Raw genomic sequence first — 14143 nt, 5'->3', positions numbered from 1 at the left:
AGGACAACCGTGTTAGTGGCGGGGTTGCCGACCCACGTCCCATGAGGGTTTGCACTCATGGCTCCGGGCGGGGTGGTGTAGCTGCTACTTGTTTTTGCCGCGGGCGGCGACCCGCCAACGGTCGACGACGACGCCGTCACGCAGTACCGTGACCTCGTCCACAAGGTTCATGGTCAGGCACACATGGTTGGGGATTACCCGCAGCCGCTCACCGAGGGCTGGCAATTGCGTGCCGTCCGGCCAGCTGACGGTGGCATGGTGCTCGGACAGCGTGGTAATGCGGGCTTCGGGATGGTCTATGAGCCGCCCGAAACCGGTGGCCCACGCGGGGCGGTCACTGCCCATAACCTTGCTGCCGGCATCCAGGACGAGTCTGCGTGGCGCATGAGCGTCACCTACATGGCGGCTGACGACAGTTGCGGCGATGGTCAGGGCAATATCATCCAGGGCGCACCGTCCAAGCTCCAGTTGCTGAGCATCTCCGAAGACATACACTCCGGGTCGGACCTCCGTCGCCGCTGAGGCGTGTGTGAGGCTAGCCGTCGGGGTCGACCCACCGCTAATCCGGGAGACTTCGAACCCTGCCGCCCCGACCAGCCTCGCTGCTTCCGCGAGCGCCTCCTGTTCCTGATCGGCTGCCTTTACTGGCATACCCGGCGCATAGCTATGCCCAGGAAAGGTGAAGACCCCCGTCACTCGTAGCCCGGCATCGGCCGCCGAACGAGCGACCTCAACCGCTGCTGAGGGGCTCACCCCGCTGCGATGGTGACCGCTGTCGATCTCCACCAGGATTTCTATTTTGTCCCTGGCATCCGAAAGCGCCTTTCCCATCGCACGAGTGGCTTCCACTGAATCCGTCCCGACGGCAACCCGTGCCGTGGCGCTGAGTTGTATCAGTCGACGGGCATGATGGGGCGTGACCCAGAGCGGATAGGCAATGAAGACGTCGGTCGCCCCGTGATCCACAAAGATTTCGGCTTCCCCGATAGTTGCGACCGTCAGACCCACCGCGCCCGCAGCCAGCTGTAGGGCAGCGATCTGCGGGATCTTGTGGGTCTTCACATGCGGTCGAAGATTCATCCCTTTGCCCTTGACCACCGCGGCCATCCGGTCGATGTTGCGCTGGAGGATGCCCAGGTCAATCATGACCTCTGGGGTCTCGATACCGTCCGGCTTACAGCTAGTCATTTCCCTATAGTCCCCTACCCTCACGCGTTGCTGTCGTCCCTCCACGGCCCGGTCTTATCCGACAGTGGCACTCCCTCCCCCAGGCATTACTCCCAGACGGGGTCATGGGTATTAATCTGTTCGATCACGGACTGGATTGAGGCCAGCTGACCGAGGCTCCGATCGTGGTCCGGTAACACCTGAGCCCAGCCATCAACAGCAACATCGCCGAAATTGTGGCCATGGCTCGGCGGAACAGCTTCGCTGACCAGCATGTCCGTGACCAGGTGCAGGAACGTGACGCCCGGAATCCACTGCATCGAATCGCTCACATCGGACCCGCGGCCCCCGGACGCTGCTGTCCCTGCCAGCCACTCCGGACGCTGATAAATCACTGCCGGGTCAAGCCAGGTGATCGGGTCGGTGGCGTGCTGCAGATAGCCAAGGCGAGGCAGTTGCCAATCGCCCCGGAGCTGATCAAAGTCCCCCGGTTTGGATTGCCACCGCACCTGCTTGCCCTGTTGATAGACGGGCTGCCAGAGAGGACTCCCGGCATCCCTGTCATCCGTGAGTGTCCGCCACGGTTGAGAGTTTGACGGCGGTCCGGTGAATAGCGCCGCATCGGTCCGGGACAACAGGTCGTCAAGGCCGTCGAAGCTCCCCTGCATGCCCTGCGCGCCAAGGCTCAGCCCATACACGGCAAGATGCGGTCTTTCACCCTCTGGGATTTCCTGCCAACGGGCATGGACAGCGTCAAAGAGCGCTTCGCTGGACCGTGCGGCAAGATCCGGGTCGAAGAGGAAAGAAACCCAGCTGGGTTGGAACGAATACTGCATTGCTGCGGTAGCCGTATTCCCGCCGTACAGGTACTCCAGTGAGGCGATGGCCTGCGGCTCGAGCCAGCCTGACCCGGTGGGTGTAGCGACCAGCAACACCTCGCGCTCGAACCCGCCGGTGCGCTCAAGGTCTTCCACTACCAACGCAGCACGCGCCCTCTCATCCGCGCCGTGAGACAGGCCGGCGTAGACCCGAACAGGTTCCAGGGCAGGAGTCCCGGTCACTTCGGCGATCCTGTCCGCGCTCGGTCCACCGCCGGCAAAGGCGCGGCCTTGCCGGCCAAGCCCCTCCCACGACACGCTGGATTGGGTTGACCCCGAGCGGGTGTCCCCCGTCGGCTGCACGCTGCCACTCAGCGTCTCGGCGTCGCGGTCCTGGTAAATTATTCCGACCGCCCCGAGCCCGACGCCGGTCACCCCGGCAACCAGCGCCACCCCGAGGGCCAGTCCTGTCCCCAGCGATGCCCAGCGCGTTGTCCGAAGGGAGCCTCCGCGGGCGGCAATACGCTTCCTGACGAGCTGCTGTGCCGCCGAGATGCCTGCCCCGATCCCGCCGAGCACCAGCATTGTTCCAACCATGCTCACCAGAAACAGGGTGTGGCCCGCGCCGTCAACAGGCGTCATCTCCAGAAGGTCACGGACCTCGTTCTGCCAGGACACCACGAACGCCCCGTAGCCGGTCAGATAGAGCAACGTCACGACGCCGACGGCCACGCCACCCAGGGGTGGGGATCGAGAACCCTCGGTTCTCTTTGCGGGGCCGGGGTCGCGGGTCGCCGTGCCGGATCGTCTTGCCACCACCCGCCAAAGCCGCCGTACCGCAAAACCCAACTGGAAACCCAGCATGAACCAGAGCCCTGCGAGAAATCCTTGAAACACCGTGGGCCTGGGCACCAATGAGGGAGTCAGCGCCAGCGACGCCAGGGCCAGCGCACACACCAGGTTGGTGAAGTGTTCCCGAAGGTATCGCGCACTTCGTTCGAAGGGGCTCACCTGTCTGATTATCGTCTACACGGGTCGGATCACTCTGTCTTTCCAGCAAGAATCTGCACGAATCACCCACACGCCGCGCTCTAGGGGCGGCGTCTACCCCACGCCAGTTCGATCAGCGTCGAGACGAAGACCACCAGAGCCGCGGCCCCTGGCCAAATCGCCGCCACACCCGGGGAGAGCAGAACGAAGTCGGGATCGGCTGCGAACATCATGCCCAGCCACTGTCCGATCAGCACCGCTAGCACCGACCCGAGGATCGATCCGCCTATCGCCGCGCCAATGCGCTGCCACGCCCCGGGGAGATCCGTCCGTTGGACGAGAAGCCAGCCCACCACGATGCCGACCACTAGCTGCAGACCGCCCAGTGTCAGATCGGCCACCAGTGCCGCGTCCTCAGGTGCAGGGTCACCGTACAGACCGCCACCCGGTGCGACAAACCACCACGCCACGCCCATGAGCAGCCCCAGGCCAACCATGGTGGATGCCCACCAAAGGAGGGAGGTAGGTGGGACGGCGGTGTCTTCGGTGGTAACCGAGTACACGGGCGGCGGATAGCTTCCGGCCTGCTCGGCGTCGGGACTGGAGGATCGCATGACTTATACATTAACAAAGTTATGCGGCTCCATGGCCTCCCCTAGGGTGGGGTGCGTGAATGATCTACGCCCAGCCGACCCACCAGTCCACGACTCAACAGCTGCTTTCCGGGACGCGTTCCGTCGGCATCCGGCTGGGGTAGCGATCATCACGGCTGTTTATGAGGGTAAGCCGTTCGGATTCACCGCGACGTCCGTGTCGTCGCTCTCCGCGGACCCGCCCCGGTTCAGCTTCAACATGGCCCGCACCTCCTCGTCCTGGCCCGCCGTCGCCAACACCAACTACATCGGCGTCCACATGCTCGGGCTGGACAACCGCGATCTGGCTGACCGGTTCGCCCGAAGCCGCGACCGATTCGGCGGGGATCATTGGAAGCCCGGACCCCACGGTGTGCCGCTGTTGCAGGGTGTGGCGGCCCACCTGATCGGGCGGATCAGCATGAGGTTGTCCTTCGAAAACAACGCCGTCGTGGTCGCCGAGGTGGAGTCCGGCGAGGTCGGCCCGCCGGGTGTTCCCCTGCTCTACCACGGTGGCGTCTACGGTCAACCCACGGCGCTGGATTACCAGATCTAGCGCCGGACGCCTACACGTCCAGGCAGGCGGGCCCCAGCAACACTTTCAGGTCGCCGAAGAGCGATGACGTCGGGTTGACCCTCAGTTCGACGCCGAGCCTCATGACTTCGACCTTCCGGTTGCTGTTCAACCGGATCTGGACCTCGCTGGTACCAGGGTGGGTCCGCAACACGTCCCGCAGGGCCACGACGGCCGTCTCGGTCGCCTTGTGGTGCGCCATGGAGATGACCACCGGCCCGGAATGGCCCTCGCTAAGGTCCGGAACGCTGAGCTCCTGCGCGTTCAAAGTGACCGCGCCGTCGTCGCGCCGCTGCAAACGTCCGCGGACGACGACGATAAGATCCTCGGCGAGGACCCCCGCGATGGGGCCATACACCTGCCCGAAGAACATCACTTCCATCGATCCGGCGAGGTCCTCGATCTCGGCGCGGGCGTACGCGTTGCCGCTGTTCTTGGCGATCCGCCGCTGCAAGGAGGTGATCATGCCGGCGATAGTGACCATCGCCCCGTCGGCCGGGCCTTCGTCGCTGATGATCGAGGTGATCGAGGAGTCGGCGTGCTGGCTCAGGATCCCGTCCAGTCCCTGCAGCGGGTGGTCGGAAACGTACAGGCCCAGCATGTCCCGTTCGAAGGAAAGCTTGTCCTTCTTCTCCCACTCCGGCAGATCCGGCACCTCGACGGAGAGCCCACCCACCGCTCCGGGTTCGTCGTCGAACGCGCTGAACAGGTCGAACTGGTTGGCGGCCTCGTTGCGCTTGAGGACGATCACCGAGTCCACGGCTTCCTCGTGGATCATGGCCAGGGCGCGGCGCGGATGCTTGAGCGAATCGAAGGACCCGGCCTTGATCAGGGACTCGATGGTCCGCTTGTTGCAGACCACCGCCGGGACCTTCTGCAGGAAATCGCTGAAGGAGGTGAAGGCGCCCTTCTCGGTCCGCGCTCCCACCATGGCGCCCACCACGTTGGCACCGACGTTGCGGATGGCACCCATCCCGAAGCGGATGTCAGTACCGACCGGGGTGAAGTTCACGCTCGACTCGTTGACGTCCGGTGGCAGGACGGTGATGCCCATCCGGCGGCACTCGTTGAGGTAGATCGCCAGCTTGTCCTTGTCATCGCCGACGCTGGTGAGCAGAGCGGCCATGTACTCGGCCGGGTGGTGGGCCTTGAGGTAGGCGGTCCAGTAGGACACCAGCCCATAGGCGGCAGAGTGGGCCTTGTTGAACGCGTAGTCCGAGAAGGGCAACAGAATGTCCCACAGCGTCTTGATCGCCGCTTCGGAGTATCCGTTGTCCTTCATGCCGTTGGCGAAGCCCTCGTACTGCTTGTCCAGCTCCGACTTCTTCTTCTTGCCCATCGCCCGTCGGAGGATGTCGGCGCGGCCCAGCGAGTAGCCTGCAACCTTCTGGGCGATCGCCATCACCTGCTCCTGATACACGATCAGGCCATAGGTGGTTCCCAGGATCTCGGCGAGTGGTTCTTCCAGCTCGGCGTGGATGGGGGTGACTTCCTGGGCACCGGTCTTCCGCAAGGCGTAGTTGGTGTGCGAGTTCGCACCCATGGGTCCCGGTCGGTACAGCGCGATAACGGCTGAAATGTCTTCAAAGTTGTCGGGACGCATCAGTTTCAGCAGGGCACGCATAGGCCCGCCGTCGAGCTGGAACACGCCCAGTGTGTCGCCGCGGGCCAGCAGCTCATAGGAGCCCTGGTCCTCCAGGTCCAGGTCCTCCAGCACCAGGTCGATGTCTTTGTTGAGCTTGATGTTCTCCACCGCGTCGGTGATGATCGTCAGGTTCCTCAGACCGAGGAAGTCCATCTTGATCAGCCCGAGGTTCTCACAGGTCGGGTAGTCGAACTGCGTGATGATCTGACCATCCTGGTCACGGCGCATCAGCGGGATGATGTCGATCAGCGGGTCCGAGGACATAATGACGCCGGCGGCGTGAACACCCCACTGGCGCTTCAGGCCCTCCAGTCCGAGCGCGGTTTCGAAGACCTTCGCCGAGTCGGCGTCGGACTTCAGCAGTTCACGCAGCTCCTCGGCTTCGGAGTACCGCTTGGAGTTCTTGTCGTGCACATCGGTCAGGGCCAGGCCCTTGCCCATGACGTCCGGCGGCATGGCCTTGGTGAGCCGCTCCCCCATCGAAAACGGGTAACCCATCACCCGGGAGGAGTCCTTCATGGCCTGCTTGGCCTTGATGGTGCCATAGGTGACGATCATGGCCACCCGCTCGTCACCATACTTCTCGGTGACGTACCGGATCACCTCGGACCGGCGCCGATCATCGAAGTCGACGTCGAAGTCGGGCATCGACACCCGCTCAGGGTTGAGGAATCGTTCGAAGATCAGGCCGTGCTGCAGCGGATCGAGGTCGGTGATCCGCATCGCGTAGGCCACCATCGAGCCGGCACCGGAGCCACGACCAGGGCCCACCCGGATGCCGTTGTCCTTGGCCCAGTTGATGAAGTCGGCGACCACCAGGAAGTAGCTGGGGAAGCCCATCTGGGTGATGACGCCGGTCTCGTACTCGGCCTGTTTGCGGACGGCGTCCGGGATACCCGCGGGGTAGCGGTACTGCAGCCCGGTCTCGACCTCCTTGACGAACCAGGACTGCTCGCTTTCCCCCTCGGGGACGGGGAAGCCGGGCATGTAGTTGGCTTTGGTGTTGAATTCGACGTCGCACCGCTCGGCGATGAGCAGGGTGTTGTCGCAGGCGTCCGGGTGGTCCCGGAAGATGGAGCGCATTTCGGCTGGCGACTTGAGGTAGAACTCGTCGGCGTCGAACTTGAATCGTTTGGGATCGGCCATCGTGGACCCGGACTGCACGCACAGGAGTGCCGCGTGCGCCTTCGCATCCTCGGCGTGGGTGTAATGCAGGTCGTTGGTGGCCACCAACGGAAGCCTCAGCTCCTTGGCCAGCTTGATCAGGTCCGACTGGACGGCACGCTCAATATCGAGACCGTGGTCCATCAGCTCGCAGAAAAAGTTGTCGGCGCCGAAAATGTCCCGGAAATCGGAGGCCGCCTGGACCGCTTCACGGTAGAGGCCGAGGCGGAGTTTTGTCTGGACTTCGCCGGAGGGACAACCCGTGCTGGCGATGAGACCCTTACCGTAGGTCTGGAGCAGGTCGCGGTCCATCCGGGGCTTGTAAAGATAGCCTTCCAGTGATGCCAGGGAAGACATCCTGAACAGGTTGTGCATTCCCTCGGTGGTTTCAGCCCACATGGTCATGTGCGTGTACGCCCCAGCGCCGGACACGTCATCGCGGCCACCACCGCCCCACTTCACCCGGGTCTTGTCAGCCCGAGCGGTCCCCGGCGTCAGATAGGCCTCGACGCCAATAATTGGTTTCACCCCGGCGGCCCGTGCCTTGTCCCAGAAGTCGAACGCCCCAAACACAAAGCCGTGGTCGGTGGTGGCGAGGGCGTTCATGCCCAGTTCTTCGGTGTGGCTGAACAGGTCAGTCAGCCGGGCGGCGCCGTCGAGCATTGAATACTCGGTGTGATTGTGCAGATGAACGAAGGAATCTTCGCGGGTTGGCTTGGCCGGGGAAGCTTGGGGGGATGCTGTTGAAACCACCCTCCCATTCTAGGTCAGTGGGCCCGGGCCCCCGGCTGACATGCCGGTTCGCGGGCGAGCCGTCGCAGCTCAGACGTTCCCGGCCGCCAGCGCGTCGAGGGCGTACTGCAGATCATTGGGGTAGGGGCTGGTCGCGCTGACAGTGTCACCTGACACCGGGTGTTCAAAGGTGAGTTTCTGCGCGTGCAGCCACTGGCGGGTGAGCCCGAGATTTGCTGCAAGCCGGGGGTCAGCCCCGTACGTGAGATCCCCCACACAGGGGTGCCGGAGCGCTGAGAAATGCACCCGGATCTGGTGCGTCCGACCAGTCTCAAGGTTGACCTCGAGAAGACTTGCTTTTCCGAATGCTTCGAGGACTGTGTAGTGGGTTCTGGAGGGCCTTCCGTCTTCCAGCACGGCGAAGCGCCAATCGTGCGCCGGATGCCTGCCAATCGGAGCGTCAATGGTTCCCACCAGCGGGTCCGGAAGGCCCTGGACCAGCGCATGGTAAACCTTCTCGACAGTGCGTTCCTTGAACGCCCGCTTCAGGACCGTGTAGGCGTGCTCGGTTTTGGCGACCACCATGGCGCCGGAGGTTCCGACATCCAGGCGGTGCACAATGCCGGCGCGTTCGGTAGCGCCCGACGTCGAAATCCGGTACCCGGCGCCGGCGAGAGCGCCGACCACTGTCGGGCCCACCCACCCCGGAGATGGATGCGCGGCAACGCCGACCGGCTTGTCGATGACCACCAGATCGTCATCGTCGTAAAGAATCCCCATCCCATCAACGGTCTCGACGATTACGGCCAACGGGTCGACGCTTGCGGGAACCCTGATCCTCAGGACGGCACCGGCGACAAGCCGGTCGGACTTCCCGACGGTTTTGCCATCGCTCGTCACGAACCCTGCCACGCACCATGCGGCGGCAGCGGAGCGGGACACCCCCGCGACGGCGGCGAGCACCGCGTCCGCACGGGCTCCCCCAAGTTCGGCGGGAACGCGTTCGTCCCGTTCAACGGCGTTCATTTGGAGTCCGCCGATCCGTCAATCGCTGGCTCGTCATTGCTGCGCTTGCCATCCATGCCGATCCCCCGCAATGTCAGCACGCAGATCAGGCAGACGCCCGTAACCACGGCCGAGTCGGCGATGTTGAAGATGGCGAAGTTGGGCAGGGCGATGAAATCGACCACGTGGCCCTGGCCGAACGATGGTTCACGCAGCAGACGGTCGGTCAGATTACCGAGAGCGCCTCCGAGGACCAGCCCCAGGGCTGCCGCCCACCACCAGGACGCTACCTTGCGGACCTGGGTGATGATTGCGATGGACACGACGGCCATGATGATCGTGAAAACCCAGGTGTAGTCGGTACCAATCGAGAAAGCGGCCCCGGGGTTGCGGATGAAGTGCCAGTTGAGCAGAGGCGGGAGGACCGGGGTGATCTGCCCCTCGGTCATGGTGGAGACAACCCAGATCTTCGTCAACTGGTCAGCCACGTAGATGACGGCGCAGCACGCCGCGAAGAGCAACGCATAGCGCGCACCCGTACGCCGGCGGTGGGTAGCCGCCGGGGGCGTCTGATGGACGGCGGGAGAGGTATCGTCGGACCCGGTTGGGTTGCCGTGCTCTGGTGTCTGGTCTGTCATAGCGCTTTCAGGTTTGGCGCTGCCGCTGACTGCGCCGGGGTGGGGTGGACTGCCGCACAAGGCTGACCTCCAGCCTACGGCAGAGGCCGACCACCGGGGATCCCCGGGGGCCGGCCTCTCAACTCGCCGTTAGCTGGACTGCGCCGATCATCCGGCGCAGCGGTAATGCTGTTGTGGTAATTATGCGCCGGAGGCTTCCGAGGCTACCGATCCGCGGGAATCCAAATCGCGCAGCTGGCCCTCAATGTAGGCCTTCAGACGTGAACGGTAGTCGCGTTCGAAGCTGCGGAGCTGTTCGACCTTGCCTTCAAGCACAGTTTTCTGCTGCTCAAGTGCGCCCAGGGTCTTACGGGTCTTCTCTTCGGCCTCGTTGACCATACCGCTGGCTTCGATCTGCGCCTCGGCGATGATCTTGTCGCGCTGCTCGACACCTGCGTTGACGTATTCGTCGTGGAGCTTCTGAGCCATCGCCAACACACCAGCGGCAGATTCAGCCGAATTGCCTGAGGCGGGTGGTGTTGCCGCTGCGGGTGCTGCAGCAGCTGCCGGGCGCTCTTCGACCTTCTTCTCGGGAGCCTTCGGCTCCTCAACCTTTGGCTGTTCCTTCGCCTTGGGCTCGTCCTTGACCTCTTCAGTGTGCGAGCTCGCCGACACTGGGGCGGGAACTGCCGGGGTCTGGGACGTCGAGGAGGAAGCCTCCGCGAGCTTGCGCCGCAGTTCGTCGTTCTCCTGGTTCAGGCGACGGAGCTCGACAACGATCTCGTCGAGGAAATCGTCTACCTCGTCCTGGTCGTAGCCTTCACGGAACTTAGTGGGCTGAAACCTTTTGTTGACAACATCTTCTGGCGTCAGGGCCATCTGGTCACCTCATAGTGGTTATAAGACATGCCTGCCTATGAAGCAGACCTGACTACGGTACCGAATTGCGGACATGAAACTCTAGAATTCACACCAATTTATGTGATTCAGCGTATATCTTTTGAGACTCGAAAACTAACCGGCTAGACCGACGTGGCCAGACCGGCGGCGACGAACATGAGAATGGTTACTCCCAGGAACACCACCAAGAACGCCAGATCCAGCGACACTCCACCCAGCCGCAGCGGCGGAATGAGTCGGCGAAGCGCCTTGATCGGAGGATCGGTGACGGTGTAGACGCCCGAGGCCAGCACCAAGGCTAGCCTCTTGGGGCGCCAACCACGCGCGAACATCTGGACGGCGTCGTAGACGATCCGAATAATCAGGGCGATCTGGACAACCATCAGTACCAGATAGATCAGAACAAAAACCAAACTCACGCGGCAGTCACAGTCCTAAAAGCGATACTTTGAGAGGAACTCGTGAACCAGTTAACCACGCTAGCTTTGATTGAAGAAACTAGCCTGCGCCTCGCTGGCCTTCTGGTCTTCTCCAAGTACCTCGATGTAGGAGGGCGACAGGAGGAAGACCTTGTTGGTAACCCGTTCGATACTGCCGTGCAGACCAAAGACCAGACCAGCCGAAAAGTCCACCAGGCGTTTGGCATCCGACTCACCCATGTCAGTGACATTCATGATCACGGGGATGCCGTCGCGGAAGCTTTCACCGATCAGTTTCGCGTCGTTGTAGGACCGTGGGTGCACCGTGGTGATCTGACGGAGGGCCGCCGAATCCTCGCGTGAGGACTGTGCGCGCTTGATCGGGGTCACCGGGGCACGGTACTCGTCCACCGGAGCGAGCCTGGCCGCCTGTGGGGCGTCAGCCTGCCGGTCGTCACGATCGTAGTCCACTAGGTGATCCTCGTTCCTGCTTTGTAAGTTCTTCTGCTCGGACTCGTAGTGCTCATCACCGTCGGCGAGCCCAAGATAGATCATTGTCTTGCGCAGTGCGCCAGCCATGGTAGCTCCTGTCGTGTCATTGGGTATAGTCCAGACGCTACCTCAAGGGTGGGCGTTCACCGAGGACCTGCGACCCTATTCTCAGGTGTGTCGCGCCAGCTGCGACCGCGGCCTCGAGATCCCCGCTCATGCCAGCCGAGATGCCGGTGGCGGCGGGGAATTCGCGGCTGAGCGTGGCCGAAATCTTGGCTAGCTCTCCGAACGCAACACTGGGGTCTCTGCCCAGGGGCGCAACAGCCATCACCCCCGCGAGCGAAAGCCCTTCGGTCGCGTCGACAAGTCGCCCCAGGTCGACGACGTCGGACGGTGCGGCACCGCCTCGTTGATGCCCACTAATCGTCGCAGCGCGGCTATCCCCGGTCGAGAGGTCGACCTGGACAAAGCAGGCCAGGCTCGTGGCGGGGTCGGTACTGTCGGCATCCGGGGCCGGTGCTGTTCGCCGGTTAGCCAACGCTTTGCCGAGCGCAGCGACGAGCGGCACCCGGTCCACCGAATGGACAGCGTGAGCGTAACACACCACCGACCGGGCCTTGTTGCTTTGCAGCTGGCCGATGAAATGCCAGCGCACCCCCAGGTCAGCGAGCTCCTGGGCCTTGACTGCGGCCTCCTGGTCCCGGCTTTCTCCCATGTCGGTCACGCCCAGGGCAGCGAGGATCCGCAAGTCGCTGGCCGGGAAATATTTGGTGACGACGATGAGCTGCGGTTTGTCGGTACGTCCCGATGCCTGCACCGCCTGATCGATTCGTTGGCGCACCGCCGACAGCCGTTCGCTGAGCTCTCCGGCACGCTGGGGGTCTGTCATTGGGTCCACACCAGGCCGGCCATCCGTCCCGCCGCGGGGCTACGACGGTGCGAATACAGCGCCCCGTTCTCCAGGGTGCACAGTGCTGAGGACTCTGCACTGACCTGCTGCACGGCCACTCCGAGTGCTTCGAGCTGCGCCCGCACGGCCCGGGGTAGATCAAGGCCAGGGGTCCCCCACCGTGTGGTGGCTGACGCCGCGGGAACCACGGCAGCCACCTCGCGGCGCATCGCCGCGGGCACCTCGTAGCAGTCCCCGCAGACAGCGGGGCCGATCCACGCCAGCAGATCCTGGGCCTTCCGGCTGCGCAGCAGCTCGACCGTGGCGGCAATGACGCCGTCCAGGGTACCCTGGCGTCCGGCATGCACGACAGCCGTGGCTCCTCCTGCGCCGCCCCCGGTAGAGAGAATCACCGGCACACAGTCGGCGACCATGACCGCCAACGGGGTGGCTCCCCGGACGCTGATCAACGCATCGGCGCTGATCAGCTCACCCGGCACCGCGTCCTCGACTATCTCGGCGGTGGCCGAGTGAGTCTGGTGCATGAACCGGAGGGATCCCTCATTGACTCCCATGGCGGCTTCGAGCCGCCGCCGTCGCCGAAGGACCGAGGCGGGCTGATCCCCCACATGAAGTGCAAGATTGCCCGCCTCGCTATTCGTGAAGGCCACCCAACGGCCGGGGCCGATTTCCTGGCGCCAAAAGAACACGGCGTCGGTGGTTACTTCAGGAAGTCAGGCACATCGAGTTCGTCTGACCGGTTCGAGGAGAAATCAGGCTCCACCACGGCGGGCAGGTCGACGTCGAACCCCGAGTCGGCTGGGACGTTGTTGCCTGACTGCTGCGACCGCTGGGACCAGGCGCCGAGCCCGGCCGACGCGGGGACCGCAGCGGCAGCCGCCGGGACGCTCGCTCCGACGGACGGAGCTGACACCGGCTTGGACAACTGTGCATTGGGCTGTGACGTCGCGTCGACCTGGTCGAATCCAGCTGCAATCACGGTGACCCGCGCCTCGTCGCCGAGGGCGTCGTCGATCACGGCACCGAAGATGATGTTCGCTTCGGGGTGCGCTACCTCCTGGACCAGGCGGGCCGCCTCGTTGATTTCGAAGAGCCCCAGATCGGAGCCGCCCTGGATGGAGAGCAGGACACCGTGAGCGCCGTCGATCGATGCTTCAAGCAGCGGCGAGGCAATGGCCAGCTCGGCAGCCTTGACGGCCCGATCTTCGCCGCGTGCCGAGCCGATGCCCATCAGCGCCGAACCGGCGCCCTGCATCACTGACTTCACGTCGGCGAAGTCGAGGTTGATCAAGCCAGGGGTGGTAATCAGGTCGGTGATGCCCTGAACACCTGAGAGCAGCACCTGGTCGGCTGAACGGAAGGCATCGAGCATCGACACGTTGCGGTCGCTGATGGAGAGCAGACGATCGTTGGGGATGACAATCAGGGTGTCAACCTCGTCGCGGAGCGTATCGATGCCGGTTTCGGCCTGGTTCGACCGGCGACGCCCTTCAAAGGTGAAGGGACGCGTGACCACGCCAATGGTCAGGGCACCCAGGGACCGTGCGATACGAGCCACGACCGGTGCGCCACCGGTTCCCGTACCGCCGCCTTCGCCTGCAGTAACAAACACCATATCGGCGCCGCGCAGGACTTCCTCGATTTCTTCTGCATGATCTTCGGCCGCGCGGCGTCCCACCTCTGGGTCGGCGCCGGCGCCGAGGCCACGGGTCAGTTCCCGTCCGACGTCGAGCTTCACGTCGGCGTCGCTCATCAGCAGGGCCTGTGCGTCGGTGTTGATGGCGATGAATTCAACGCCACGCAATCCCACCTCGATCATTCGGTTGACGGCGTTCACGCCACCGCCGCCGATGCCTACTACCTTGATGACGGCCAAGTAATTCTGCGGTGCTGCCACGGTCCTGTGTCCCTTGTTCGAATGCGCTGTGTGGGGCCTGATCCGGCTGGATCGGTTCCCAGCCTTCACCTTGACAACGTTAACTCTCAACTTGAAAGTCAATGTTATGTCAAGTAACTTCTATTCAAGACGCTATGGGCAGGTGCACTCATCTGCAATGACCGAGCCCGCGTGTCGGATA

Annotated in this window: 13 protein-coding genes; 1 reads left to right on the top strand and 12 read right to left on the bottom strand. The window is 63.6% G+C overall.

Annotated features, from left to right (window positions below):
• Positions 1-84: 84 nt before the first annotated feature.
• The 3 genes from ABD059_RS05985 to ABD059_RS05975 form a co-directional block, all read right to left on the bottom strand.
• Positions 85-1188, bottom strand: a complete 1104-nt coding sequence (locus ABD059_RS05985; RefSeq protein WP_343878450.1) for a D-TA family PLP-dependent enzyme — start codon at positions 1186-1188, stop codon at positions 85-87.
• Between the two features lie 86 nt (positions 1189-1274).
• On the bottom strand, positions 1275-2996 hold the full coding sequence (locus ABD059_RS05980; RefSeq protein ID WP_343878449.1) for an alpha/beta-hydrolase family protein: 1722 nt from the start codon (positions 2994-2996) through the stop codon (positions 1275-1277).
• An 80-nt stretch (positions 2997-3076) separates the two neighbouring features.
• Positions 3077-3589, bottom strand: a complete 513-nt coding sequence (locus ABD059_RS05975; protein ID WP_343878448.1) for a hypothetical protein — start codon at positions 3587-3589, stop codon at positions 3077-3079.
• 55 nt (positions 3590-3644) lie between these two features.
• On the opposite strand from ABD059_RS05975, the gene ABD059_RS05970 reads away from it, so the two are divergent.
• A complete protein-coding gene (locus ABD059_RS05970) occupies positions 3645-4163 on the top strand; it encodes a flavin reductase family protein (protein ID WP_343878447.1) in 519 nt (172 codons plus the stop codon).
• Between the two features lie 10 nt (positions 4164-4173).
• On the opposite strand, the gene dnaE is transcribed toward ABD059_RS05970, so the two are convergent.
• The 9 genes from dnaE to ftsZ form a co-directional block, all read right to left on the bottom strand.
• Positions 4174-7653 carry a DNA polymerase III subunit alpha gene (gene dnaE / locus ABD059_RS05965; protein WP_377959623.1) on the bottom strand — a complete coding sequence of 1160 codons (3480 nt, stop codon included), beginning with the start codon at positions 7651-7653 and terminating at the stop codon, positions 4174-4176.
• Between the two features lie 159 nt (positions 7654-7812).
• Positions 7813-8748: an RluA family pseudouridine synthase gene (locus ABD059_RS05960; protein WP_343878445.1), complete on the bottom strand. Its 936-nt coding sequence runs from the start codon at positions 8746-8748 to the stop codon at positions 7813-7815.
• Positions 8745-9365, bottom strand: coding sequence for a signal peptidase II (lspA, locus tag ABD059_RS05955; RefSeq protein ID WP_343878444.1), 621 nt, complete (start codon positions 9363-9365; stop codon positions 8745-8747). Before lspA ends, ABD059_RS05960 begins: the two co-directional genes overlap by 4 nt.
• Before the next feature lie 180 nt (positions 9366-9545).
• A complete protein-coding gene (locus tag ABD059_RS05950; RefSeq protein ID WP_343878443.1) occupies positions 9546-10223 on the bottom strand; it encodes a DivIVA domain-containing protein in 678 nt (225 codons plus the stop codon).
• Positions 10224-10366: 143 nt separating this feature from the next.
• Positions 10367-10663: a YggT family protein gene (locus ABD059_RS05945; protein ID WP_116778132.1), complete on the bottom strand. Its 297-nt coding sequence runs from the start codon at positions 10661-10663 to the stop codon at positions 10367-10369.
• Between the two features lie 60 nt (positions 10664-10723).
• Positions 10724-11242 carry a cell division protein SepF gene (locus ABD059_RS05940; protein WP_343878442.1) on the bottom strand — a complete coding sequence of 173 codons (519 nt, stop codon included), beginning with the start codon at positions 11240-11242 and terminating at the stop codon, positions 10724-10726.
• A 37-nt stretch (positions 11243-11279) separates the two neighbouring features.
• Positions 11280-12044, bottom strand: coding sequence for a YggS family pyridoxal phosphate-dependent enzyme (locus ABD059_RS05935; RefSeq protein ID WP_343878441.1), 765 nt, complete (start codon positions 12042-12044; stop codon positions 11280-11282).
• Positions 12041-12754: a peptidoglycan editing factor PgeF gene (gene pgeF / locus ABD059_RS05930; RefSeq protein ID WP_343878440.1), complete on the bottom strand. Its 714-nt coding sequence runs from the start codon at positions 12752-12754 to the stop codon at positions 12041-12043. The genes ABD059_RS05935 and pgeF overlap by 4 nt, the downstream gene beginning before the upstream one ends.
• An 11-nt stretch (positions 12755-12765) precedes the next feature.
• Entirely contained in the window at positions 12766-13962 is a 1197-nt protein-coding gene (gene ftsZ, locus ABD059_RS05925; protein ID WP_343878439.1) for a cell division protein FtsZ, read from the bottom strand.
• Positions 13963-14143 lie beyond the last annotated feature (181 nt).

The organism is Arthrobacter flavus (assembly GCF_039526005.1).
In the GTDB taxonomy this organism is placed as follows: domain Bacteria; phylum Actinomycetota; class Actinomycetes; order Actinomycetales; family Micrococcaceae; genus Arthrobacter_D; species Arthrobacter_D flavus.
This window is presented reverse-complemented; position numbering and strand designations above follow the sequence as displayed.

Bases quoted from the DNA above. Each gene is read 5' to 3' on its own strand.
- lspA (WP_343878444.1), bottom strand. From the start codon at position 9,365: ATGACAGACCAGACACCAGAGCACGGCAACCCAACCGGGTCCGACGAT.
- ABD059_RS05975 (WP_343878448.1), bottom strand. From the start codon at position 3,589: ATGCGATCCTCCAGTCCCGACGCCGAGCAGGCCGGAAGCTATCCGCCG.
- ABD059_RS05960 (WP_343878445.1), bottom strand. From the start codon at position 8,748: ATGAACGCCGTTGAACGGGACGAACGCGTTCCCGCCGAACTTGGGGGA.
- ABD059_RS05935 (WP_343878441.1), bottom strand. From the start codon at position 12,044: ATGACAGACCCCCAGCGTGCCGGAGAGCTCAGCGAACGGCTGTCGGCG.
- ABD059_RS05950 (WP_343878443.1), bottom strand. From the start codon at position 10,223: ATGGCCCTGACGCCAGAAGATGTTGTCAACAAAAGGTTTCAGCCCACT.
- ABD059_RS05985 (WP_343878450.1), bottom strand. From the start codon at position 1,188: ATGACTAGCTGTAAGCCGGACGGTATCGAGACCCCAGAGGTCATGATT.
- dnaE (WP_377959623.1), bottom strand. From the start codon at position 7,653: ATGCTCGACGGCGCCGCCCGGCTGACTGACCTGTTCAGCCACACCGAA.
- ABD059_RS05940 (WP_343878442.1), bottom strand. From the start codon at position 11,242: ATGGCTGGCGCACTGCGCAAGACAATGATCTATCTTGGGCTCGCCGAC.